The sequence below is a fragment of the Phreatobacter sp. genome (assembly GCF_030691135.1).
Classification (GTDB): domain Bacteria; phylum Pseudomonadota; class Alphaproteobacteria; order Rhizobiales; family Phreatobacteraceae; genus Phreatobacter.
The window spans coordinates 30,471-52,677 of record NZ_JAUYFA010000014.1 but is presented as its reverse complement, the minus strand read 5'-3'; the positions used below and the strand labels follow the sequence as shown (position 1 = coordinate 52,677).

Sequence of the window (22,207 nt, the reverse complement as noted above, 5' to 3'; positions counted from 1 at the left end):
CCCCCCCCCCCCCCCCCCCCCCCCCCCCCCCCCCCCCCCCCCCCCCCCCCCCCCCCCCCCCCCCCCCCCCCCCCCCCCCCCCCCCCGTCCCGGTCCGGCGACCTCGAAAAGTCCATGGCAGGGCAGCGCGCACCACGACATGACTGTCGCGCTGTCCCGGCAGGAACCCGGGATACGATCCCGGATTCCCTTCCACGGCCTCTCTGCGCGTTCGAAAGGCCCTCGCCGTTATGCAAGATGCCCGCAATGACCTGAGGCGGCAGGGTTCTGCGCCTCGGCCACCGGCGTTCCGCATCATCTCAGGAATGGCGGCGCGAACTCCGTCGCACCTGCGGAGTGGTACGGGCTTGAGGACGGTCCTCCTGAGCCCGCCCGTCCTCACATCACGTGACGCTGCTTCCACTCGCGCATCGCCGCGGCATCGCGCGGCGTGATGTCGGGGAAGTCAGCATCGGAAGTCGCGGGATCGAAATACTTCCACGAGCGAGCGCATTTGATGCCGTCGGCCTTGGCCGGGACCACCGCGACGCCCTTGGTGTCGTCGGCGCGGAAAGCCTCGGCCGGTCCCTCACCGGCGACGATCAGGGCAGTCGAGGTGATCGCCACTTCGGCGAGGTCGAGCCCGTCGAGCGCCGCCAGGAGGTCGGCGTCGGCGACATAGACGGTCGGGGCCGCCTCCAGCGAGGAGCCCAGGCGCTTGCCGGCCCGCTCCAGTTCGAGCGCGCCGGTGACGACGCGGCGGACCTTGCGGATCTTCTCCCACTTCGCGTCGAGCGCGGTGTCCAGCCAGCCGGCATCCGCCGCGTAGAAGCCGGCAAGATGCACCGACCCTTCGCGACCGTAGCGATCCCACCAGGCCTCTTCCGCGGTGAAGGAGAGGATCGGCGCCAGCCAGGTCGCGACCGCCCGGAAAAGCTCCTCGATGACCGCGAGCGTCGCCTTGCGCTCCGCCGACGACAGCGGATCGCAATAGAGGCGGTCCTTGCGGATGTCGAAATAGAAGGCCGACAGGTCGACGTTCATGAACTGCGTCAGCAGGGCGAAGACCTTCTTGTAGTCGTAAGTGCGATAGGCCTCGTGGATCTGCGGCGACAATTCGGCGAGCCGATGGAGCATCAGACGCTCCAGCTCCGGCAGTGCCGCCGGTGCCGGCAGCGCCGCCCCGTCGTGATGGGCGAGCGCGCCCAGCATCCAGCGGATGGTGTTGCGCAGCTTGCGATAGGCGTCCGACGTCGTCTGCAGTATCTCCTTGCCGATCCTGAGGTCGTCGGAATAGTCGGAGGCCGCCACCCACAGGCGCAGGATGTCGGCGCCCGACTGCTTGATGACGTCCTGCGGCGCCACCGTGTTGCCGAGCGACTTCGACATCTTGCGCCCCTCGCCGTCGAGGACGAAGCCATGGGTCAGCACCACGTCATAGGGTGCCCGGCCGCGCGTACCGCAGCTCTCCAGCAGCGAGGAATGGAACCAGCCGCGATGCTGGTCGGAGCCCTCGAGGTACATGACGGTGTCGGCACCGCCGTCGACCTTGCGCTTCAGGCCTTCGAAATTCGGGAAGTCCTGCGGGCTTTCCAGGGTGAAGGCGTGGGTCGAGCCGGAATCGAACCAGACGTCGAGGACGTCGTCGACCTTGTCGTAATCGGCAGACGGATGATCCGGACCAAGGAAGCGCTCCTTCGCGCCCTGCTTGAACCAGGCGTCGGCGCCTTCCTGGCGGAAGGCCTCGGCGATGCGCAGGTTGACCGCCTCGTCCTTCAGGAGGTCGCCGGTGTCGCGATGGACGAAGACCGCGATCGGCACGCCCCAGGCGCGCTGGCGCGAGACGACCCAGTCAGGCCGGTTCTCGATCATGCCGCGGATGCGGTTTTCGCCGGATTCCGGCACCCACTGCGTCTCGCCGATGGCCCTCAGCGCACGCTGGCGCAGCGTCGTGCCGTCCTCGTAGGGGCGGTCCATGGCGATGAACCATTGCGGCGTGTTGCGGAAGATGACCGGCTTCTTGGAGCGCCAGGAATGAGGATACTGGTGCTTCAGGCGCCCGCGCGCGACGAGGTTGCCGGCGGCGGATAGCGCCTCGATCACGGAGGGGTTGGCATCGCCCTTGTCGCCCTTGTCGGTGATGACCTGGCGGCCCTCGAAGGCCGGCGCTTCCGAGGTGAAGCGGCCGTCGCCATCGACTGTGTAGGGGATGCGGGTCTCGATCCCGCGCTCGGCGAGCACGCGGCCGTTCGCCATCCAGATGTCGAAGTCCTCGCGGCCGTGGCCGGGGGCGGTGTGGACGAAACCGGTGCCGGCATCATCCGTGACATGGTCGCCGTCGAGCATGGGCACGTCGAAGCCGTAGCCGAGATTGGCGAGGGGATGGGCGCAGGTGATGCTGGCGAGTTCGGCAGCGGAGACGTCGGCGACCAGTTCGAAGCCCTCGACCTTGGCCTGCTTGAAGACGCTCTCGGCCAGCGACTTGGCGAGGATATAGGTGTTGCCGACACGCGCCCAATTGTCCGCCGGCGCCGCCATGACGCGGTAGAGCCCATAGGCGATGCGGCTGGAATAGGAGATCGCCCGGTTGCCCGGGATGGTCCAGGGCGTTGTGGTCCAGATGACGACCGCCGAGTTCCGGAGAAGGGCGAGCCTGTCACGGCCAGCCTGGTCGGGGGCCGGCAGGGACGCGGCGCGCACCTGGAACGCCGCCCAGATCATGTCGCTCTGGTAGTCGTGATACTCGACCTCGGCCTCGGCCAGGGCGGTCTTCTCCACCACCGACCACATGACCGGCTTCGAACCGCGATAGAGCTGCCCGGATTCGGCGAACTTCAGGATCTCCTCGGCGATCTGCGCCTCGGCGTGGAAGGTCATGGTCTGGTAGGGATTGGCCCAGTCGCCGACAACGCCGAGGCGCTTGAACTCCTCGCGCTGGACGTTCAGCCAGTGCGTGGCGAAGGTGCGGCATTCCTGGCGGAACTCGACGACCGGCACCTCGTCCTTGTTCTTGCCCCTGGCGCGGTATTCCTCCTCGATCTTCCATTCGATCGGCAGGCCGTGGCAGTCCCAGCCGGGCACATAGTCGCTGTCGAAGCCGAGCATCTGCTGCGACTTCGTCACCATGTCCTTGAGGATCTTGTTGAGCGCGTGGCCGATGTGGAGGTGGCCGTTGGCATAGGGCGGGCCGTCATGGAGCACGAAGCGGTCGCGGCCCCGGGCCGCGCGGCGCAGCCGGCCGTAGAGGTCGCTCTCCTCCCAGGCCTTGAGGATCTGCGGCTCCTTCTCCGGCAGGCCGGCACGCATCGGGAACGGCGTTTCCGGCAGCAGCAGGGTCTTGGAATAGTCGAAGGCGTCGGACGCTGCTTCGGCGGAGGTCTTGGACTTGTCGGACATGGGGTGATCGGCCGGGAAAGGCGGCGGCGGGCCGCAGGTGTCGGATCGGGTGAGAGCTCAGACCCCGGACCTCCGAACGCGCGCGAGACGGCCGCGCGGCCTTCAGGAGGCCGGGCCGGTAATTCGCGAAGCGGAACGGGCGACGGTGCGCATGGCCGTGTCTTAAGGGGAAGGCGGGCGGAAAGGCAAGCGCGGAGCGGCGCCATCAGGCTGAAACGGCCGGCGCCGAAAAGCCGCCAACAGGTCTGGGGTTCCGATGACCCGCCTCGCCCTCATAGCCCTGCTTGTGCTCCCCGCATCCGCCGCCGTGGCGCAAAAGACGATCCGTGCCCTGCCCCCATCCATGGTCGGCACCTGGGGCTATGAGGCTGCGTCCTGCACCGACCGGACCGATGACGGACGAGTCAGGGTCGCGCCACGCTCGGTCGAGTTCTTCGCCTCCATCTGCCGCTTTGGCAGTTTCCGGCAGAGCCCATCGGGAGCGGTCGTTGCGATGGGCCGTTGCCGTGGCGAAGGCGAAACGGCAGTGGAACGCGGCACGTTTCGGTTCCGCCTTGTGGACGCAGAGCGCCTCGAGATCACGGCTCAGGGAACGGCCCACACTTACCGGCGCTGCGTGAGGCCGATGGCGGTCCGGTAGACGTCTGTCTGAGGCATTCCGCGTGGCGTTACCGTTGTTTGCGCCGCCCCACAAAGGCGCGAAAGTGTGCGAGTCCGTGAACATAGCACCGGGCCGACCGTGGCCGTGCTGAGCCCTGCGCCCGAAAAGGAAGAAGCCCGGCCGATGGCCGGGCTTCCCGAATGGTCGCGGCGGTCCGGCGACAGCGTTATTCCGCCGCCTCCTTGTAGGGCGCCGGCTTCGTCCAGCGCAGGATGGGCGTGCGGGCCGCCCGTGTCTCGTCGAGGCGACGGCGGGGCGCGTGGTAGGGCGCGCCCTTGAAGCGGTCGACGTCGCCGCGCTTCGCCGCCATGGCGAGGTCGCGCAGCGCGGCGATGAAGAGGTCGAGGGAGGCCTTGGACTCGCTCTCCGTCGGCTCGATGAGCATGGCACCGTGGACGACCAGCGGGAAATACATGGTCATCGGGTGATAGCCCTCGTCGATCATCGCCTTGGCGAAGTCGAGGGTGGAGACGCCGGTGTTCTTCAGCCAGTCGTCGTCGAACAGCGCCTCGTGCATGCAGGGCTGGTTGCCGAAAGGCAGGCTCATCAGGTCGGCGAGCGAGGCGCGGATATAGTTGGCGTTGAGGACGGCGTCCTCGGACGCCAGCCGCATGCCGTCAGCGCCGTGGCTCAGCATGTAGGCGAGGGCGCGCACGAACATGCCCATCTGGCCGTGGAAGGCGGACATGCGGCCGAAGGGCTGCTCGCCCTTGTCGAGCTTGCCACCCTCCTCGACCAGGGCATAGCCCTTGCCGACGCGGATGAAGGGATAGGGCACGAAGGCCGCGAGGCGTTCGGAGAGCACCACCGGACCCGAGCCCGGCCCGCCGCCGCCATGGGGCGTCGAGAAGGTCTTGTGCAGGTTGATGTGCATGGCGTCGACGCCGAGATCGCCCGGCCGCGCCTTGCCGACGATGGCGTTGAAGTTGGCGCCGTCGCAGTAGAAATAGGCCCCGGCCTCGTGGATCGCAGCGGCGATCTCGACGATCTCCTTCTCGAAGATGCCGCAGGTGTTCGGGTTGGTCAGCATGATCGCCGCCACGTCCGGCCCGAGAGCCGCCTTGACGTCGGAGACATGCACCGTTCCGTCGGCCTGGGCCGGCACCGACTTCACGTCGAAGCCGATGAGGGCGGCGGTGGCCGGGTTGGTACCATGGGCCGATTCCGGCACCAGCACGATCTTGCGATGGCCCTCGCCCTTGGCTTCCAGCGCCGCCTTGATCGCCATCATGCCGCAGAGCTCGCCATGGGCGCCCGCCTTCGGGCTCATGGCGACGGCGGGCATGCCGGTCAGTTCCTTCAGGTAATGCGCCAGCGTATCGATCAGCTTCAGCGCGCCCTGGACGGTCGAGGCTGGCTGCAGCGGATGGACGTCACCGAAGCCCGGCAGGCGCGCCATCTTCTCGTTGAGGCGGGCATTGTGCTTCATCGTGCAGGAGCCGAGCGGGAAGAGCCCGGTGTCGATGCCGTAGTTCTTCTGGCTGAGGCGCACATAGTGGCGCATCACCTCGGGCTCGGTCAGCCCGGGAAGGCCGATGGCCTCGTCGCGGGCGAGCTTGCCGAGGCGGGACTTCACCTTCTTCGGCGCGGGGATGTCGACGCCGGAGACCTCGGGACGGCCGATCTCGAAGATCAGCGCTTCCTCGATCTGCAGCGCCTTGTTGCCGGTGAAGGTCGGGTGGGCGGCGGCGGTGCCGGTCTCGCCGGCGGAGGTCGGACGACCCTGGTTGTTCATGGACATCGAACCGCTCCTCAGATGCTTGCGCCGAGCGCCGCCACGAAGGCAGCGCGGTCGTCATCGGTATTGATTTCGGTGTTGGCGACGAGGATCACGTCCTTCAGCGCCTTGTCCTTCGGCCAGAGGCGGGCGGCCGGCACACCGGCCAGGACGCCGTTCTTCGCCATCTTCTCGACGACCTTCGCCGCATCACCGGGCACGCGGATGGCGAACTCGTTGAAGAAGCTCTTGTTGAGCACCTCGACGTCGTCGAGATCGGCGAGCCGGTCGGCGAGATCACAGGCATTGGCATGGTTCACCGCGGCGAGGCGGCGCAGGCCGCTTTCGCCGAGCAGCGACATGTGGATGGTGAAGGCGAGGCACATCAGCCCAGAATTGGTGCAGATGTTGGACGTCGCCTTCTCGCGGCGGATGTGCTGCTCGCGGGTGGACAGCGTCAGCACGAAACCGCGGCGACCCTCGGCGTCCACCGTTTCGCCGCAGAGGCGGCCCGGCATCTGCCGGACATATTTCTGCTTGGTGGCGAAGAGGCCGACATAGGGTCCGCCGAAGCTGAGGCCGACGCCGATGGACTGGCCCTCGGCCACCACGATATCGGCGCCCATGGCGCCGGGGGGCGTCACGGCCCCGAGCGAGACGACCTCGGTGCAGACGGCGATGAGCAGCGCGCCGGCGTCCTGCGCCTTCTTGGCGATGGTGGTGAGGTCATGGAGGTTGCCGAAGACGTCAGGCGTCTGGATGACGATGCAGGAGGTTTCGGCATCAATGGCGGCGGCGACGGCCTTGAGGTCGGCGCCGGCGTCGTTCGGATTGGGCGTCAGCGAGACAAGCTCGTCCGAGGCCATGCGCGACAGCGTCTCGATCGTGTCGCGGTAATGGGGGTGCAGGTTGCCGGCGAGGATGGCCTTGCGCCGCTTGGTGACGCGGTGGGCCATCAGCACGGCCTCGGCTGCGCCGGTGGAACCGTCATACATGGAGGCGTTGGCCACCTCCATGCCGGTGAGGAGCGCCACCTGCGTCTGGAATTCGAACAGGTACTGAAGCGTGCCCTGGGCGATTTCCGGCTGATAGGGCGTGTAGCTCGTCAGGAATTCCGAGCGCTGGATGAGGTGGTCGACCGAAGCCGGCACATGATGCTTGTAGGCCCCGGCACCGACGAAGAACGGCACTTCCGAGGCCGAGATGTTCTCGGCCGCCATGGCGCCGAGAATGCGCTCGACCTCCAACTCGCCCTTGGCATGGGGAAGGTTCACCGGCCCCTTGAGCAGCTTGGATTTGGGAACATTGGCGAAGAGGTCGTCGACGGCGGCGACACCGATCTTCGCCAGCATGTCGGTGCGGTCTTGGGGCGTCAGCGGCAGGTAGCGCATGGTGGGCTCCACTGACCCTCTGCCCTTGCGGGAGAGGGTGCCCGCGTCAGCGGGCGTGTGAGGGATCGTGGGCGGATGGGAGGCTCGCCGGGACCGCGGGTCCCGGCTTCTTACTTATGGAAAGAGGAGCGTTTCGGCTCACAGCGTGTTGAGGAAGGCCTTGTAGGCAGCTTCATCCATGAGCTCGTCGAGCTCGGCGGGGTTGGCGATCTTCACCTTGAAGAACCAGCCCTTGCCGGTCGGGTCGTCGTTGACGGTGGCAGGGGCGCCCTCAAGGTCGGGATTGGCCGCGGTCACCTCGCCGGAGACCGGCGAATAGATGTCGGAAGCCGCCTTGACGCTCTCGACCACGGCGGCGCTGTCGCCCTTCTTGACGGCCTTGCCGGCGGTGGGAAGCTCGACGAAGACCACGTCGCCGAGCTGTTCCTGGGCGTAGTGGGAAATGCCGACGGTGCCGGTGTCGCCGTCGATGCGGATGTATTCGTGGTCTTTCGTGTATTTGACGGTGGCCATGACGGGTCCCCTGAAGGCTGGTCGTTGAAGTCTCAGCCGCGGAAATAGCGATGCGGCGCGAAAGGCATGGTGACGACCTTCGCCGGCAGATCCTTGCCGCGCACCTCGAGCAGCACCGGCGTTCCCGGTTCGGCGAAGCGGCGGTTGACGTAGCCCATGGCGAGCGGGCCGTTGATGGTCGGGCCGAAGCCGCCGGAGGTGATGTTGCCGATCGGCTGGCCGTCGGCGGCCTTTACCACCGTGCCTTCGCGGGCCGGTGCCCGGCCGTCGGGCAGGATGCCGACGCGCAGACGCGGCGCGCCGTCGGCGAGGTCCTTCTGGATGCGGGCGGCGCCGAGGAAACCGCCCTCGGTCCGCCGACGCTTCTGGATCGACCAGGTGAGGCCCGCCTCGACCGGCGAGGTCGTGGTGTCGATGTCGTGGCCGTAGAGGCAGAGGCCAGCCTCGAGCCGGAGCGAATCGCGGGCGCCGAGGCCGATCGGCTTGACGCGCGGATCGGCGAGCAGCTTTTGCGTCAGCGCCACCGCATCGGCGCTCTTCACCGATATCTCGACGCCGTCCTCGCCCGTGTAGCCGGTGCGCGAGACATGGGCCCAGATGCCGTCGATGGCGAGGTCGAGCGAGGTCATGAACTTGAGGCCGGCCATATCCGGCGCGAGTGTCGCGACGGCCGCCACCGCCTCAGGCCCCTGAACCGCGATCAGCGCGAGATCCTCGGCGATCTTCAATGCGACATCGGCCGGGAGATGCGCTTTCAGATGGGCGTAGTCGGCGTCCTTGCAGGCCGCATTGACCACCAGATAGATCCAGTGCTCGTGACCGGGATGGCCGAGGCGGGTGACCATCAGGTCGTCGAGAATGCCACCCTCTTCGTTGGTGAACTGCGAATAGCGCTGCTGGCCGGGCTTCAGGCCGAGGACATCGGAAGGGACGAGCTTTTCGAGAGCCGCGGCCGCGGTCTCGAACCGACCGTCGGCGGGAATGAGGAAGCACTGGCCCATATGGCTGACGTCGAACAGGCCGGCATGCTCACGCGTCCAGTTGTGCTCCGCCATGACCCCGGTCGGATACTGGACCGGCATGTCATAGCCGGCGAAGGGCACCATCTTGGCGCCGAGCTCGCCATGCAGGGCATGCAGCGGTGTCGTCAGCAACGGTCCGGTCTGGGGCTCGCCCATAGGTTCTGCACTCCGGCGCGCGGATAGGCTCGGCGGCAGCCGAGCATGTCCGAAATGCGGGCTTGTCGCCCGCTCGCGCCCCTCTGTCGCAGGACCTGAGAGATTCACCGCAGCTCGCTCAGAGCGGGCCTCCGCAAGCGGAAGCCATACGGCTTACTCCGTCGGTGGGCCGGGATTGGACCTCCGGCCACTTTCCAGAATGTCATTCCACCGGCGGTCCTATTTGCCTGAGAGGTTCCGGGGCCGTTGCTCCTTCGGCGCCGGGGGATCCCATCAACATGAAGACCACCCGGACTCTCCCGCCGGGTTCATATGACACGCCACCGCAATGGCGGGATCGTGCGGCGAAGTCAAGGCGAGCTTGTGGGCAGAGGTGCCCGAAGGTCAGGCAAAAGCTGGCGCTCGCCGACGCCGACGCGTGCGGCGTGATGCCTCAGCGCTCCGCGGTGCGGGCGCGACCGCGGCGCGGACGCTCGGGCTGGGCGGCCTGGTTATCGAAGCCGACGAAGACGATGTAGGTCGCGAGGTCCCCGGGCTCGGGCAGCGGGAAGGAGACCTGATCCTCGACCTGCGTGAAGGCGACGTTGGGCGAGCCGGCGGGAATGTCGATCGGCACCTGATAGAGCCGCGTCCAGACCGGCGTCGACAGGCCCTTGGTCACCGCGATGCGGATCGGCATGGTCACGCGGCCGCCGTCGCCCTTGGGGCCGACCAGCACGCGGCCCTCAAGGCCGACGCGGATCGTCATGGTCTGTCCGTCGATGCGGCACTCGCGGGCGAGGTCCGTGATGGTTCCCTGATAGCGCAGTTCGGTCGGCCCCTCGCCACCCTGGCGCCAGACGGCCGAGCCGTCGCGGATCTCGACACGCGGGCAGAGATTGGCGTGGAGGGCCTGCTGGCCCTCGGGAACCGGCTGGCCGAACAGGGCCGTGTGGACCGGCGAGCCGACCCCGGGCGCGGGCTGCGCCGTCGCTTGCGCGGCCTGCTGCTGGCCACCGAACAGGGTGCCGCCGGTGCTGCCGCATGCACCGAGCGCCAGGCCCACTGCCAGAACAGCCGTCACTTTCCAGATTCGCACGCCGCTACCCTCGATTTGCCGTCACGATCGGCGCTTATAGCAAGAGGCTTCGGGCGGAACAAAGGCCATCCTGCTGCCTTCCACCGGCAGGATGGCGCGACATCCTCCTCCGGCACTGGTGGACAAATCTCGGGATTTTCATGAGAAGGGCTGCACGCGACCGTTAGGCTTGTGCCGAACACGGCCCCCGCCGCTCACCTAGGACCGCCCGCATGACCTCTTCCCTTCTCGCCTCGCTGCGTCCGGAAGCCTCCGGAGCCCCTGCCAGCGGCATCGTCGAACTGTCGAAATATGCCCGTACCGCCGGCGACGTGATCCAGCTCTGGGTCGGCGAGGGCGACATGCCGACGCCCTCCTTCATCTATGAGGCGGCGACGCGCTCGCTCGCAGCCGGCGAGACGACCTACACCTGGCAGCGCGGCATTCCCGAGCTCAGGCAGGCGATCGCCACCTATGCCTCGGACCTCTATGGCCGCGACCTGTCGGCGGAACGCTTCTTCGTCTGCGGCTCCGGCATGCAGGCGATCCAGATCGCGATGACACTGGTCGCCGGCCCGGGCGACGAGATCATCATCCCCTCCCCGACCTGGCCGAACGCGCCGGCGGCCGCCGGTCTGCGCGGCGCGACCCCGGTCTTCGTGGAACTCGACCACGGCAATCGTGGCTGGCAGATCGACCTCGAAAAGCTGGAAGCGGCGATCACGCCGAAGACCAAGGCGATGTTCATCAACACGCCCTCCAATCCGACCGGATGGACGGCGACCAAGGAGGAGTTGGCGGCGATCCTGGCGATGGCCCGCCGCCATGGCCTCTGGATCGTCGCCGACGAGATCTACACCCGCTTCGTCTGGACCGAAGGCGCGCCGCACCGGGCGCCGTCCTTCCACGACGTGCGCGAGGACGGCGACCGCATCGTCTGGGTGAATACCTTCTCGAAGAACTGGGCCATGACCGGCTGGCGCACAGGCTGGGTGGAAGCCGACCCCGCCCTCGGCGACGTCATCGAGAACCTCATCCAGTATTCGACCTCGGGTTCGCCGGTCTTCATCCAGCGCGCCTGCATCGTGGCGCTGGAGCGCGGAGAGAGCTTCCTCGCCCATCAGGTCGCCAAGGCGCGGAAGGCACGCGACATCGTCTCGGAAGCCATCGAGGCGACGGGCCGGTGCCGCTTTTCCCGTCCCGAAGGCGCCTTCTACCTGTTTTTCGGCATCGACGGCGTCACCGATTCCAACGCTGCGGCGATGAAGCTCGTCGATATCGCCAAGGTCGGCCTTGCCCCCGGCAGCGCCTTCGGCCCGGGGGGCGAGGGCCATCTCCGGCTGTGCTACCTGCGCTCGCCGGAACAGATCGCCCTGGCCGCGGAGCGCCTGAAACTGGCCATCCCGCAACTCTAGCGATCCGCGTTCATCCCGACGCTAAAGCCCGTTGCGCTCCGCATTTCTCCGTAGCATGGTTTACGGATGAGGCGGGATGTCGCAGGCTGCGACCTTGCCGAGCCCAGCTGTTGGGGAGGGTCGAATCGAACGGGCTGTCCCACCCTTGCCGAATGCCGATGACGCCCTCCTGTCGGATATTCTCGATATGGCGAGCGACGCCATCGTCATGCTCGACGGCTCCGCGCGCATTTCCGCCTTCAGCCGCGCTTGCGAACGGCTGTTCGGCTGGACGGCCGCGGAGGCTCTGGGGCAACCCTTCGCCATGCTCCTCGCCGGTGACGACGGCATGGACAGACGACGGCTTGAACGGCTCGGCAGCGGCTCGCACGCGTTTATCGGACGCCACAAGTCCGGCTCCGCCTTTTCTGCGCGGCTCGACCTCGCGACGAGGCAGAGCGCGGCGGACCTGCATTTCATCGCGGTGCTGCGGGAATGGCCCGCACCGCCGGCGGACGGCGAGCGGCTGGCGCGACTGGAAGCCGAAAACGCTCATCTCGGCCGCCTCGCCGTCGTCGCGGCGATGGGTCCGGCGCTGGCCCACGAGCTCAGCCAGCCGCTGACGGCGACAGCCCTCTACCTGCAGGCGGCGGAAACCATGCTCGGCCCGCAGGCGGCTGCCGGCGTCATGATCGGCAAGGCGCGACGGGAGGCCGAGCGCGCCGGCAAGATCATTCGTGCCCTGCGACGGTTCGTGGAGAACAGGCCACCGGAATCCGAGCCGGTGACGCTCGCTCCACTGGTGGACGAGGCGATCGACCTGGCCGTTTTCGGACGGAATCCGCGGCCCGCCGTCCAGCGGGACCATGCCGATCCGGAGCTTACGGTCCTGGCCGATCCGGTCCAGGTGCAGCAGATCGTCGTCAATGTCGTGCGCAACGCCATGGATGCCGTCGAGGGGCTGGAGGAGGCTCGCCTGTGGATCGCGACGCGCAGCGTGGGCGACCATGCTCACCTGACCATACGTGACAGCGGACCGGGTATCCCCGCCGCCGTCATGGCCCGTCTGTTCGCGCCGCTCCAGACGTCGAAGCGGGGCGGCCTCGGGCTCGGCCTCTCCCTGTCGCGATCCATCGCCGAGCAGCTCGGCGGATCCATCAGTGTCGAGCCCGGCGGAGGGGGCCTCGGAGCGACCGTCTCGGTGGTCCTGCCCCTTGCCCGGCAGGCCTCGCCAGAAGCCTTGAAGCGGAGCCCGTGAGCCATGTCCCAGGCCGATGAGATCTTCGTTGTGGACGACGATGCCGCCGTTCGCGAGGCGCTCAGCACCATCCTCACGATGGAGGGTTTCGACGTGACAGGATTTGCCGACGGCAACGCGCTCGTCACCGCCGTCCGGAGCCATGTGCCGGCCTGCGTCATCCTCGACGTCAACATCCCCGGTACCTCCGGGCTCGACGTGCTGAAGCGGCTGAAGGCCGATGCCTGCCCGGCTGCGTTCTTCGCCATGTCGGGGCAGGCGAATATCCCCATGGCGGTCGACGCGATCCGCAACGGTGCCGTCGATTTCTTCGAGAAGCCCTTCGATGCCGGCCGGATCGTCGGCTGTGTCCGTGAGGCCATCGCCGATGCCGGCCGTCACTCGCGCATGACGGGGCAGCTCGCTTCGCATTTTCCCGGTATGGAGCTTCTGACGCCGCGCGAACGGCAGGTGCTCGAGCAGATCGCCGGCGGATCCTCCAACAAGGAGGCCGGCCGCGCCCTCGGCATCAGCCCAAGGACGGTCGAGGTGCATCGCGCCCGGATCATGGAGAAGATCGGCGCGCGCAATGCCGCCAATCTGGTGCGGATCGTCCTGACCGAGCAGTGACGCGCCGGATCGTCAGCCGCGGCTCACCGCGGCCTGTTCGAAGGTCGCCATGCCCTGGTGGACGGCGAGAGCGTTCTTGACGAGGCCGCAGGCCAGGGCCGCGCCCGAAGCCTCGCCGAGCCGCATGCCGAGATCGAGAAGCGGCCGCTTGCCGATCTTCTCGAGGACGCGGCCATGGGCCGGCTCGGCGGAGCGATGGGCGGCGAGGCAATGGTCGAGGCTCGCGGGATCGATGGCGTGGAGCACGGCCGCGGCGGCCGTCACGACATAGCCGTCCAGAAGCACGGGAATGCGCTGCAGGCGCGCGGCGAGGATGGCGCCGGCAATGGCGGCGATCTCCCGGCCGCCGACACGGCGGAGCACTTCGAGCGGATCGAGGCCCGGCCCTCCGGCGCGCGCGACCGCGCGTTCGACGACATCGGCCTTGCGCTTCAGCCCTTCGGCGTCGATGCCCGTCCCCGGACCGACCCAGTCGCGGGCCTCGCCGCCGTAGAGGCCGTGATAGACGGCCGCGGCGATGGTGGTGTTGCCGATGCCCATCTCGCCGAGGCAGAGGAGATCGGCCCCGACAATGGCCTCCATGCCGAAGGCGATGGTGGCGGCACAGCCCGGTTCGTCCAGGGCGTCGGCAAGAGTGATGTCCGGTGTCGGCACGTCGATCGCGAGGTCAAAGACCTTGAGGCCGATGTCGTTGGCGACGCAGAGCTGGTTGATGGCGGCACCGCCGGCGGCGAAATTCTCCAGCATCTGGCGGTTGACCGCATCCGGGAAGGCCGAGACCCCCTGCCCCGTCACCCCATGGGCTGTCGCGAAGATGGCGACGAGAGGCCGGTCGACGCGCGGCTTGCCGTTGCCGCTCCAGGCCGCGACCCACTCGACGATATCCTCGAGGCGGCCGAGGGAGCCGGCCGGCTTGGTGAGTTCGCCGTCGCGCGCACGGACCTCGGCCACCGCCGCCTCGTCCGGTCCCGGCATGCGGGTGAGGAGATCGCGGATATCCTCGAAGGGCAGGCCGGAGGGGTTGGGGGGCGGCAGGACCATGAGGCGCTTTCTGACTCGGGGTGCGTCGCGGGAGGCGAGCGGTAGCAGCATCGACCATGGCGGCACAAGGCGGACTGGCGGAGCGGCGCGGCTCTGGCTATGCCATTCGCCATGGACAATCCAGCCCTCTGGCGTGACACCATCGTTGCGCTCCGTTTCTTCTCGCGCCTGCCCCTGCCGATCCTGCCCGGGGAGACCGATCCGCATGGCCTGCCGGACTTCACGCGGCTGATCCGCGTCGTGCCGCTGGTCGGGCTGGTGCTGGGTGGTCTCGCTGGCGCCGTGCTGATCACCGCCGCGCTGGTCTGGCAGCCGCTGATCGCGGCTCTCCTCTGCGTCGGGGCGGCGGCCGTCATGACCGGTGCCTTCCACGAGGACGGACTCGCCGATTCGGCGGACAGCCTCGGCGGCATGAGCCGCGAGCGGCGGCTGGACATCATGAAGGACAGCCGCATCGGCACGTTCGGCGCCACGGCGCTGATCATCGGGCTCGGACTGCGCGTCGCGGCGCTCGCCGGGCTGGTCGCCAGCGTCGGAGCGGGCCGGACCGCCCTCGCCCTCGCCGCGGCAGGGGCCGTGTCGCGCACCGTCGCGCTCGGCCTGCAGGTGCGCCTGCCGCCGGCGCGGGTCGAGGGTGCCGCCTATGCCACCGGCCAGCCGCGCAGTGAGGACTGGTACCGGGCCCTGGCGCTGACGGGCCTCATCGCCCTTCTCGCCGTTCCGGCGGGCGGATGGGCCGGCCTCGTCCTCGGTCTCGTCGTCGCAGGACTGGTGCTGGTTCTGGCCATCCGCTTCGCGGAGGCCCATGTGGGAGGGCAGACCGGCGACATCACCGGAGCGACGCAACAGGTCATCGAGATCGCCATGCTTCTGACCCTGCTGGCTTTCGCCGCGCCATGAACGCCTTCGCGCCGCCGCCCGCCATCGAGAGCCCCTGCATCAGGCTTTGCCGCATGGACCCCGCCCATGGCCTCTGCGAAGGCTGCGGTCGGACCGCCGCGGAGATCGGCGGCTGGCTTGCCATGAGCGGCGAGCAGCGCCGCGCCGTGATGGCCGACCTGCCCCGCCGCCTCACTTCGCTGGAGGGGCCGGCATGACATCGCGTTCGGTTCTCTGGATCCTGCTCGGCAGCGTCGTGCTGCTGGTGGTCGTGGCGGCGGTGCGGTCCGGCGGCCTCGCCACCGGCAATCTCGATGCCGGCGACTGGGGTTCGCTCGTCGGCCTCTCGATGCTGGCCGCGCTCAGCGGCGCCAGCGTCATGGGCCTGTTCCGTGGCCGGGCGGGCGACGCGCTGCAGGCGGTGATCGCCTGGCTTGCCATCTTCGCCTTCCTTGGCGTGATCTACACCTATCGCTACGAGTTCGAGGCGGTCGGCCGGCGCGTTCTCGCCAATCTCGTCCCCGGCATGGGCAGCGAAGGCGTCACCGGAACGCGCGAGGTGACGGTGCCGCGCGGTGGCGGCGGCACCTATGTGGTGCGGGTCACCCTCAACGGTTCGCGAGCGACGCCCATGCTGGTCGACACCGGCGCTTCGGCGCTCGTCCTGACCGAGGCCGATGCGCGCCGCGCCGGCATCCGGGTCGAGGATCTGTCCTTCAACGTTCCCGTGCAGACCGCCAACGGACAGTCGCTGACGGCCGCCACGATGGTGGAGATGGTCGCGATCGGCCCGATCGTCGAACGCAACGTCCGGGCGCTGGTGGCGCGGCCGGGCGCCCTGACGACGAGCCTGCTCGGCCATACGTTCCTCGACCGGCTCGAAAGCTACGAGGTGCGCGCCGGGCGGATGGTGCTGCGGGGTCGCAGCTGAGGCCTCTTGCCAGCGTCGAGGTGGCGGCTTCATTGTCCGCCCGAACATGAGGTCACGATGAGCCGCATCTCCCGCCGCGACACCCTGACAGCCGGAATCGGGGCCGGCCTCGCCGCCCTCGGCGGTACCGCATCAGAGGCGCAGATCCCCGCCGGTACGCCCGTGGTGACGCTGCTGCTCGTCAACGACATCTACAAGATGGGCGAGGAGGGCGGACGCGGCGGCTTCGCCCGGCTCAACGCCATCGTCAAGGCTGAGCGGGCGCGGGGCGTGCCGCTGCTCTATGTCCACGCTGGCGACATGTTCTCGCCCTCTCTGATGTCGGGCTTCGACCAGGGCGCGCACACGGTCGAGCTCTGCAACATCGCCCCGCCGGACGTCTTTGTTCCCGGCAATCACGAGTTCGACTTCGGACCCGAGGCCTATGCGAAACGCCGACAGGAATCACGCTTCCCGTGGTTCGCGGCCAATATGCGCGCCGCCGACGGGGCGATCCTGCCCGGCCACGAGGACGGCCGCATCTTCGACCTCGGCGTCGTCAAGCTCGGCGTCTTCGGCGTCGCACTGCCCAACACGCCGGAAGTCTCGACGACCGGAGACATCCGCTTCATGCCGACCATGGCCACGGTCCGCAGCGAGGCGGCACGGCTGCGCCGGGCGGGCGCCGACCTCATCGTCTGCTGCACCCATACCGACCGCAGGGAGGACCTCGAGATCGTCCGCTCGCGGCTCGTCGACGTGCTCCTGACCGGGCACGACCACGACCTCGCCATCACCTATGACGGGCGCACCGTCATGATCGAGAGTTCGGAGGAAGGCTATTACGTCACCGCCGTAGACCTGACGCTGACGAAGGTGACGGCGGAGGGCGTGACGCGCACCACCTTCACGCCGTCGTTCCGCGTCAACGACAGCCGCGGCGTGACGCCCGACCCCGAGACGCTGGCGCTGGTGCGGCAATACGAAAACGTGCTGTCGGAGGAACTCGATGTCGAGATCGCCACTCTCACCGCGGATCTCGACACGCGGACGGCATCGGTGCGGTCGGGTGAACAGGCGATCGGCAATCTCGTCGCCGATGCCATGAGGGCCGCGACGGGCGCCGAGATCGGGCTGACCAATGGCGGCGCCATCCGGGGCAACAGGATCTACCCGGCCGGGCACCGCCTGACCCGACGCGATGCGCTGAGCGAGCTGCCTTTCGGCAACAGGACGGTGGTCGCCAAGGTCTCGGGCGCAGACCTCCGGAGCGCGCTGGAAAACGGTGTCAGCCAGGTTGAACAGCGCGCTGGCCGCTTTCCCCATGTCTCGAACGTCACGGCGGAAGTCGATGCCAGGCGGCCGCCCGGCAGCCGCATCGTCTCCGTCCAGGTGGCCGGACAGCCGCTCGACGACGACCGGATCTACACGGTCGCCACCAACGACTTCATGCTGCGCGGTGGCGACGGCTACACGATGCTGGGCCTCAGGGCGCCCGACAAGGACGTGCAGGGCAAGCTGGTCGCGTCCGACCTGATGACGCATCTGCGCCAGCTCGGCACCGTCGCGCCGCGGATCGAGGGGCGCGTCATCCTGCGGTGAGGAGGCCGCGGCTCAGCCGATGCCGCGGGTCACCAGGTCCCAGGTGAAGCGCAGGCAGACGATGAGCAGGAAGATGCCGAAGGACAGTTCCAGCTTGCGCTTGGGCAAGGAATGGGCGAGGCGCGCGCCGAGCGGCGCCGTCCACATCGAGGTGGGGATGAAGAGCAGGAAGCCGATCAGCGAGACATAGCCCAGCGCGAAGGGAAACTGGATCGCCGCAACGGCGGGAAATTCCGCGGCCTTCGGCCAGCCGGCATAGATGTAACCTAGGGCGCCGGGGATGGAGATGAGCACCCCGAGACCTGAGGACGTCGCGACGGCGTTATGGATCGAGCGGCCATAGGCCATCATCACGAGATTGCCGAGCTGGCCGCCGCCAATGCCCATCAGGCTCGACAGCACGCCGATGACGCCGCCCGAGGCGATCATGCCGGTGCGACCGGGCATGCCGGTACCGAAATTCAGCTCCTTGCCGGTGAGCAAGCGCCAGGCCGACAGGCCGGCGACGAAAACGAAGACGGCCTTGAAGACCGCCGGTGGCGCATAGCGCGCCAGCAGCGAGCCGACGATGACGCCGACGACCACGGGAACGGCCCAGGCGCGCAGGATCTCCATGTCCACGGCACCCTTGGCCCTGTGCGCCTGGAACGAGCGGATGGAGGTCGGGATGATGATGGCGAGCGAGGTGCCCACGGCGAGCGCCATGCGCAGTTCCACCGGCACGCCGACGACGCCGAAGAGCTCGTAGAGTACCGGCACGATGACCGCGCCGCCGCCGACGCCGAAGACGCCCGCGAGGATGCCGGTGATGGCGCCGGCCGCCAGGAGGCCGACGGCGAGAATGGCCAACTGGTCGTAGGGAACGCCGAAGAACATGGGGTACATCCACGCCGCAGGAAGCGCGCGACTTACTCCGGCATACCCCGGTGCGGCAAGGCCCGCGCGCGCGCGGCGGGTCTGCGAGACGGTTTCAGGCGGTTGGCGGGCGTTCAGGCGGCGAGTTCGCCGCGGCCGGCGGCGGGACGGATGACGCGGTCGAGGGCCTCGCGCAGCACCCGCGCATCGGCACCCGGCTTCACCGCCTCCACCGACAGGTGGCGACGGAACTGGCGGGCGCCCGGCACGGCCTGGAACAGGCCAAGGAGATGCCGGGTCATGGCGGAGAGCCGCACGCCCTCCGCCAGCTGCGCTTCCAGATAGGGGATGAAGGCCTCCAGGGCCTCGGCAAGGCCGGCGACAGGTGCCGGCGCGTCGAACAGGACGGGATCGACCTCGCGGAGGAGGGCCGGCGACTGGTAGGCGGCGCGGCCGAGCATGACGCCGTCGAGCCGGACGCCGTCACGCGCGGCGAGCAGGCTTTCAGCCTCGGCGAGGCTGCCGATCCCGCCGTTGATGGCGATGGGGACATGCGGCAGGCGCGCCTTGAGGCGAAGCACCCTATCGTAATCGAGGGGCGGAATCTCCCGGTTCTCGCGGGGCGACAGGCCCTGCAGCCAGGCCTTGCGGGCATGGACGATCAGCGCATCGGCCCCGGCGGCGGCGACGGCATCGGCGAAGGCATCGAGGCCCGCCTCAGGGTCCTGGTCGTCGATGCCGATCCGGCACTTAACGGTGACCGGGACCGCGACGGCCGCCTTCATGGCGGCGACGGCCCGCGCCACCTGGTCGGGAACCGCCATCAGGCAGGCGCCGAACTGGCCGCCCTGGACGCGGTCCGACGGGCAGCCGCAGTTGAGGTTGATCTCGTCGTAGCCGTAGCCTTCACCGATCCGCGCGGCCTCGGCCAACGCGCCGGCATCGGCACCGCCGAGTTGCAGCGCCACAGGATGCTCGGCCGGATCAAACCCCAGCAGCCGCTCGCGATCGCCATGGATCACTGCATTGGCGGTGACCATCTCGGTGTAGAGCAGGGCATGGCGCGAGAGGATACGGTGGAAGAACCGGCAATGCCGGTCCGTCCAGTCCATCATCGGTGCCACGGCGAAGCGCCAGGGGCTCTTTTTGGCCTCAAAACCAGCCGTCATGCGGGATCTCGTTCTATGGCCCAGCATCATTCGGCACTGGAACTACACCAATCGGCATCATTCGCACCGCAAACCTGACCGGCAATCGCCGATGATCACCCTCAGCTACACAACGCTATGGGACATGACAAAGGTCAAGACGCGGTCGATCTCGCCTGTTGCCGCGGGTTGTCAGCCCTTTAGCCGAACCGCACCGCGGCCGTTGGCAGATGGAGCCTTCGACTGAGACCGGCTGCCTGCGGGTTACTACCACTGAACGACCGTCGGCTTTTGGGCCCTAAGCCGACGTCGGGAATGTCCGCATTCTGCCTGGCCCCCGGACCTGCGCCCACGGTCGAGCGGCACGATGTGTTTTGCGCCTAGGGCAGTTCGATGATCTCCACCCAGTTCGGATCCTTGCCGAGGGGCAGGCGGTGGGTCGCGCCGAGGCGTCCCGACTGCGGGTCGATCGCGTAGAGCGTTGCCGAATGCGACTTCTGCCCGACGGCGACGAGGAATTGGCCGGCAGAATCGAGCGCGAAACCGCGCGGCTGTTCTTCGGTCGGCACGACGGCCGTGCGGGTCAACCTGCCCGTCGCCGCATCGACGTCGAAGACGGACAACGTGCTCGATCGCCGCTCCGAGGCGTAGAGGCGCCGCCCATCGGTGCTGATCCGCACCTCGGCAGCCCAGGGCGCGCCACCCTGGAACCCGTCCGGCAAGGTCGTGACGCGCTCGATGCGGTTGCCGAGAAGGCCGGCGCCCGGATCGTAGGGGTACACGTTGATCGTCGCATCGAGTTCGTTGAGCAGATAGACGAACCGGTCGCCTGGATGAAACACGAAATGCCGCGGGCCCTGACCCGTATCCGTCTCGACGAGGGGCGCACTGGCAGACCGCAGTTGGCCCATCGTCGCATCGAAGGTGAACTGGAGAACGACGTCCCCGCCCAGATTGGTGGCGAAGGCGTGGCGGTTGCTCCGGTCGGTCATCACCGCGTGGGCATGCCGGCGTGTCGCGACGATCTGCGTCGGTTCGGCCGCGACGGCCCCGTTCAGGCCGATGGCGTTCACCGCCACCTTGTCGCCTCCGTAGGAGGCGCTGAGCAGGAAGCGGCCGGTCCGGTCGGTCGCGATGTAGGCCATGCTGTCGGGAAGCGGGGTGGTAGCGACGGGGCTGAGTTCACCCGTCGCGGGGTTGATGCTGAACGAGGCCACGGAGAAGGGCTGCGATCGCAGCGCGACGTGGAGAAAGCGCTTGTCGGGAGACACGGCGATCGGCATCGCCGTGCCGGTCACCGGGACGGTCTGGACTGGCCGGAGCACACGGGCCTCCCGGTCGATCCGCAGGACACTGATCTCCCGGCTTTCGGCATTGGAGACGTAGACGTAGGTCGCCGCCGCGGCGGGCGTGGGCGACAGGCCGAAGGCGGTCGCCAGCGCGACAGAGGCAAGGATGTGGCGTTTCATGGTTCTCTCCCGTTCCGGCTCGTGGGCCGGCTCCGCTTGCTGCGGACGTCTCCGGACAGGCTAGGCGGGCGGCTCACGCCCGGCCAAGTCAATGTCGCTATGGATCCATGCCGGGACGGCATGGATGGACGGCCGCCCTCCCCGGCGGCGCGTCATGCGGCCTGAGGACGGGCGGCGAAGATGCCGCTGTCGAGCCTGCGGACGAGGACGGCGAGTTCTGCGGTCTCGGCTTCACCGAGATCCGTCAGCGGCGCTCTGACCGGCCCGGAATCTCGCCCGATGACCTTCATCCCGGCCTTGATGATCGAGACCGCATAGCCCTTGCGCCGGTTGCGAATGGCGAGCAGCGGCAGGATGAAGTCCTTGAGTCCGGCTTCCACCGTCCGGTGGTCGCGTTGCCCCACGGCCGCATAGAAGCGTGTCGAGAACTCCGGCACGAAATTGAAAACGGCCGAGGAGTAGGTCGTCACGCCCATCTCCAGATAGGGCATGGCGAAGGTCTCGGCGGTCGGCAGGCCGCCGACATAGGTCAGGCGGTCGCCCATCCTCGAGCCGATCCGCTGCATCAGTTCGAGGTCCCCGACGCCGTCCTTGAAGCCCACCAGGTTGGGACAGCGCTCGCAGAGCCGCGCCAGCGTATCCTCTGTCAGAATGGCGTTGTCGCGGTTGTAGACGATGACGCCGAGGCTGGTGGAACGGCAGACAGCCTCGACATGCGCTGCGAGACCCTCCTGCTCCGAGTTGACGAGATAGGGCGGCAGCAGCAGGATTCCGTCGGCACCGGCCTTTTCGACACTCTGTGCGAGCTCGCAGGCGATGGTGGTGCCGTAACCCACCCCGGCCAGGACCGGGACGCGCCCGGCGGTCTCGGCCACCGCGACCGCGACGATGCGCGCGACCTCCTCCGGCGTCAGGGAGAAGAACTCGCCTGTGCCGCCACACGAAAAGAGCCCCGCCACCTCGTAGCTGCAGAGCCAGTCGAGGTTCGAGCGATAGCGCTCCTCGTCGAAGGCGAGGTCCGCGTCGAAGGGTGTGACGGGGAAGGACAGGAGCCCGCTGCCGATCGTCAGGGCCATTTCCTTCGGGGTCATTCCGGCCATTGATGCCACTCCACATGCCGCCCCGCCACGGGGCACTCCTTGGTGCGGCG

The 22,207-nt window shown here is 68.3% G+C and carries 18 protein-coding genes and 1 riboswitch; of the genes, 7 read left to right on the top strand and 11 right to left on the bottom strand.

What is annotated here, in order from left to right:
- Positions 1-378: 378 nt before the first annotated feature.
- From ileS to Q8O26_RS02630, 6 genes are all read right to left on the bottom strand, one after another.
- Positions 379-3,375 (bottom strand): isoleucine--tRNA ligase, encoded by a 2,997-nt coding sequence (gene ileS / locus Q8O26_RS02655; RefSeq protein WP_305573201.1) that lies wholly within the window; start codon positions 3,373-3,375, stop codon positions 379-381.
- An 827-nt stretch (positions 3,376-4,202) separates the two neighbouring features.
- On the bottom strand, positions 4,203-5,777 hold the full coding sequence (gcvPB, locus tag Q8O26_RS02650; protein ID WP_305573200.1) for an aminomethyl-transferring glycine dehydrogenase subunit GcvPB: 1,575 nt from the start codon (positions 5,775-5,777) through the stop codon (positions 4,203-4,205).
- A gap of 11 nt (positions 5,778-5,788) precedes the next feature.
- On the bottom strand, positions 5,789-7,144 hold the full coding sequence (gene gcvPA / locus Q8O26_RS02645; RefSeq protein WP_305573199.1) for an aminomethyl-transferring glycine dehydrogenase subunit GcvPA: 1,356 nt from the start codon (positions 7,142-7,144) through the stop codon (positions 5,789-5,791).
- A gap of 138 nt (positions 7,145-7,282) precedes the next feature.
- Positions 7,283-7,657 (bottom strand): glycine cleavage system protein GcvH, encoded by a 375-nt coding sequence (gcvH, locus tag Q8O26_RS02640; RefSeq protein WP_305573197.1) that lies wholly within the window; start codon positions 7,655-7,657, stop codon positions 7,283-7,285.
- Positions 7,658-7,689: 32 nt separating this feature from the next.
- Positions 7,690-8,835, bottom strand: a complete 1,146-nt coding sequence (gene gcvT / locus Q8O26_RS02635; protein ID WP_305573195.1) for a glycine cleavage system aminomethyltransferase GcvT — start codon at positions 8,833-8,835, stop codon at positions 7,690-7,692.
- Positions 8,836-9,039: 204 nt separating this feature from the next.
- Positions 9,040-9,147: riboswitch (glycine riboswitch) on the bottom strand.
- Positions 9,148-9,268: 121 nt separating this feature from the next.
- Positions 9,269-9,913 carry a hypothetical protein gene (locus tag Q8O26_RS02630; protein WP_305573193.1) on the bottom strand — a complete coding sequence of 215 codons (645 nt, stop codon included), beginning with the start codon at positions 9,911-9,913 and terminating at the stop codon, positions 9,269-9,271.
- A 212-nt stretch (positions 9,914-10,125) separates the two neighbouring features.
- Between Q8O26_RS02630 and Q8O26_RS02625 the strand changes: the two genes are divergently transcribed.
- The 3 genes from Q8O26_RS02625 (at position 10,126) to Q8O26_RS02615 (ending at position 13,153) form a co-directional block, all read left to right on the top strand.
- A complete protein-coding gene (locus Q8O26_RS02625; protein ID WP_305573191.1) occupies positions 10,126-11,307 on the top strand; it encodes a pyridoxal phosphate-dependent aminotransferase in 1,182 nt (393 codons plus the stop codon).
- A 145-nt stretch (positions 11,308-11,452) separates the two neighbouring features.
- Positions 11,453-12,544, top strand: a complete 1,092-nt coding sequence (locus Q8O26_RS02620; RefSeq protein WP_305573189.1) for an ATP-binding protein — start codon at positions 11,453-11,455, stop codon at positions 12,542-12,544.
- A gap of 3 nt (positions 12,545-12,547) precedes the next feature.
- Positions 12,548-13,153, top strand: coding sequence for a response regulator transcription factor (locus Q8O26_RS02615; RefSeq protein WP_305573187.1), 606 nt, complete (start codon positions 12,548-12,550; stop codon positions 13,151-13,153).
- A 12-nt stretch (positions 13,154-13,165) separates the two neighbouring features.
- Here the strand turns inward: Q8O26_RS02615 and cobT are convergent, their stop codons facing one another.
- Complete coding sequence (cobT, locus tag Q8O26_RS02610) at positions 13,166-14,194, bottom strand: nicotinate-nucleotide--dimethylbenzimidazole phosphoribosyltransferase (RefSeq protein WP_305573185.1); 1,029 nt, start codon at positions 14,192-14,194, stop codon at positions 13,166-13,168.
- 111 nt (positions 14,195-14,305) lie between these two features.
- Between cobT and Q8O26_RS02605 the strand changes: the two genes are divergently transcribed.
- From Q8O26_RS02605 to Q8O26_RS02590, 4 genes are read left to right on the top strand one after another with little or no spacing between them, the layout of a single operon-like run.
- Positions 14,306-15,094 carry an adenosylcobinamide-GDP ribazoletransferase gene (locus tag Q8O26_RS02605; protein WP_305573183.1) on the top strand — a complete coding sequence of 263 codons (789 nt, stop codon included), beginning with the start codon at positions 14,306-14,308 and terminating at the stop codon, positions 15,092-15,094.
- Positions 15,091-15,291 carry a DUF1289 domain-containing protein gene (locus Q8O26_RS02600; protein WP_305573181.1) on the top strand — a complete coding sequence of 67 codons (201 nt, stop codon included), beginning with the start codon at positions 15,091-15,093 and terminating at the stop codon, positions 15,289-15,291. Before Q8O26_RS02605 ends, Q8O26_RS02600 begins: the two co-directional genes overlap by 4 nt.
- Entirely contained in the window at positions 15,288-16,004 is a 717-nt protein-coding gene (locus Q8O26_RS02595) for a TIGR02281 family clan AA aspartic protease (RefSeq protein WP_305573180.1), read from the top strand. Before Q8O26_RS02600 ends, Q8O26_RS02595 begins: the two co-directional genes overlap by 4 nt.
- 57 nt (positions 16,005-16,061) lie before the next feature.
- Entirely contained in the window at positions 16,062-17,585 is a 1,524-nt protein-coding gene (locus Q8O26_RS02590) for a bifunctional UDP-sugar hydrolase/5'-nucleotidase (protein WP_305573178.1), read from the top strand.
- 12 nt (positions 17,586-17,597) lie between these two features.
- On the opposite strand, the gene Q8O26_RS02585 is transcribed toward Q8O26_RS02590, so the two are convergent.
- The 4 genes from Q8O26_RS02585 to kdgD all read right to left on the bottom strand — a co-directional run bounded on the left by Q8O26_RS02585 (position 17,598) and on the right by kdgD (position 22,157).
- Positions 17,598-18,461 carry a sulfite exporter TauE/SafE family protein gene (locus Q8O26_RS02585; RefSeq protein WP_305573176.1) on the bottom strand — a complete coding sequence of 288 codons (864 nt, stop codon included), beginning with the start codon at positions 18,459-18,461 and terminating at the stop codon, positions 17,598-17,600.
- 113 nt (positions 18,462-18,574) lie between these two features.
- On the bottom strand, positions 18,575-19,609 hold the full coding sequence (dusA, locus tag Q8O26_RS02580; protein WP_305573174.1) for a tRNA dihydrouridine(20/20a) synthase DusA: 1,035 nt from the start codon (positions 19,607-19,609) through the stop codon (positions 18,575-18,577).
- 359 nt (positions 19,610-19,968) lie between these two features.
- Positions 19,969-21,057, bottom strand: a complete 1,089-nt coding sequence (locus tag Q8O26_RS02575) for a beta-propeller fold lactonase family protein (RefSeq protein ID WP_305573172.1) — start codon at positions 21,055-21,057, stop codon at positions 19,969-19,971.
- 152 nt (positions 21,058-21,209) lie between these two features.
- Entirely contained in the window at positions 21,210-22,157 is a 948-nt protein-coding gene (kdgD, locus tag Q8O26_RS02570; RefSeq protein ID WP_305573170.1) for a 5-dehydro-4-deoxyglucarate dehydratase, read from the bottom strand.
- Positions 22,158-22,207 lie beyond the last annotated feature (50 nt).

Bases quoted from the DNA above. Each gene is read 5' to 3' on its own strand.
- ileS (WP_305573201.1), bottom strand. From the start codon at position 3,375: ATGTCCGACAAGTCCAAGACCTCCGCCGAAGCAGCGTCCGACGCCTTC.
- gcvPB (WP_305573200.1), bottom strand. From the start codon at position 5,777: ATGTCCATGAACAACCAGGGTCGTCCGACCTCCGCCGGCGAGACCGGC.
- gcvPA (WP_305573199.1), bottom strand. From the start codon at position 7,144: ATGCGCTACCTGCCGCTGACGCCCCAAGACCGCACCGACATGCTGGCG.
- gcvH (WP_305573197.1), bottom strand. From the start codon at position 7,657: ATGGCCACCGTCAAATACACGAAAGACCACGAATACATCCGCATCGAC.
- gcvT (WP_305573195.1), bottom strand. From the start codon at position 8,835: ATGGGCGAGCCCCAGACCGGACCGTTGCTGACGACACCGCTGCATGCC.
- Q8O26_RS02625 (WP_305573191.1), top strand. From the start codon at position 10,126: ATGACCTCTTCCCTTCTCGCCTCGCTGCGTCCGGAAGCCTCCGGAGCC.
- Q8O26_RS02615 (WP_305573187.1), top strand. From the start codon at position 12,548: ATGTCCCAGGCCGATGAGATCTTCGTTGTGGACGACGATGCCGCCGTT.
- cobT (WP_305573185.1), bottom strand. From the start codon at position 14,194: ATGGTCCTGCCGCCCCCCAACCCCTCCGGCCTGCCCTTCGAGGATATC.
- Q8O26_RS02605 (WP_305573183.1), top strand. From the start codon at position 14,306: ATGGACAATCCAGCCCTCTGGCGTGACACCATCGTTGCGCTCCGTTTC.
- Q8O26_RS02600 (WP_305573181.1), top strand. From the start codon at position 15,091: ATGAACGCCTTCGCGCCGCCGCCCGCCATCGAGAGCCCCTGCATCAGG.
- Q8O26_RS02595 (WP_305573180.1), top strand. From the start codon at position 15,288: ATGACATCGCGTTCGGTTCTCTGGATCCTGCTCGGCAGCGTCGTGCTG.
- Q8O26_RS02590 (WP_305573178.1), top strand. From the start codon at position 16,062: ATGAGCCGCATCTCCCGCCGCGACACCCTGACAGCCGGAATCGGGGCC.
- Q8O26_RS02585 (WP_305573176.1), bottom strand. From the start codon at position 18,461: ATGTTCTTCGGCGTTCCCTACGACCAGTTGGCCATTCTCGCCGTCGGC.
- dusA (WP_305573174.1), bottom strand. From the start codon at position 19,609: ATGACGGCTGGTTTTGAGGCCAAAAAGAGCCCCTGGCGCTTCGCCGTG.
- Q8O26_RS02575 (WP_305573172.1), bottom strand. From the start codon at position 21,057: ATGAAACGCCACATCCTTGCCTCTGTCGCGCTGGCGACCGCCTTCGGC.
- kdgD (WP_305573170.1), bottom strand. From the start codon at position 22,157: ATGGCCGGAATGACCCCGAAGGAAATGGCCCTGACGATCGGCAGCGGG.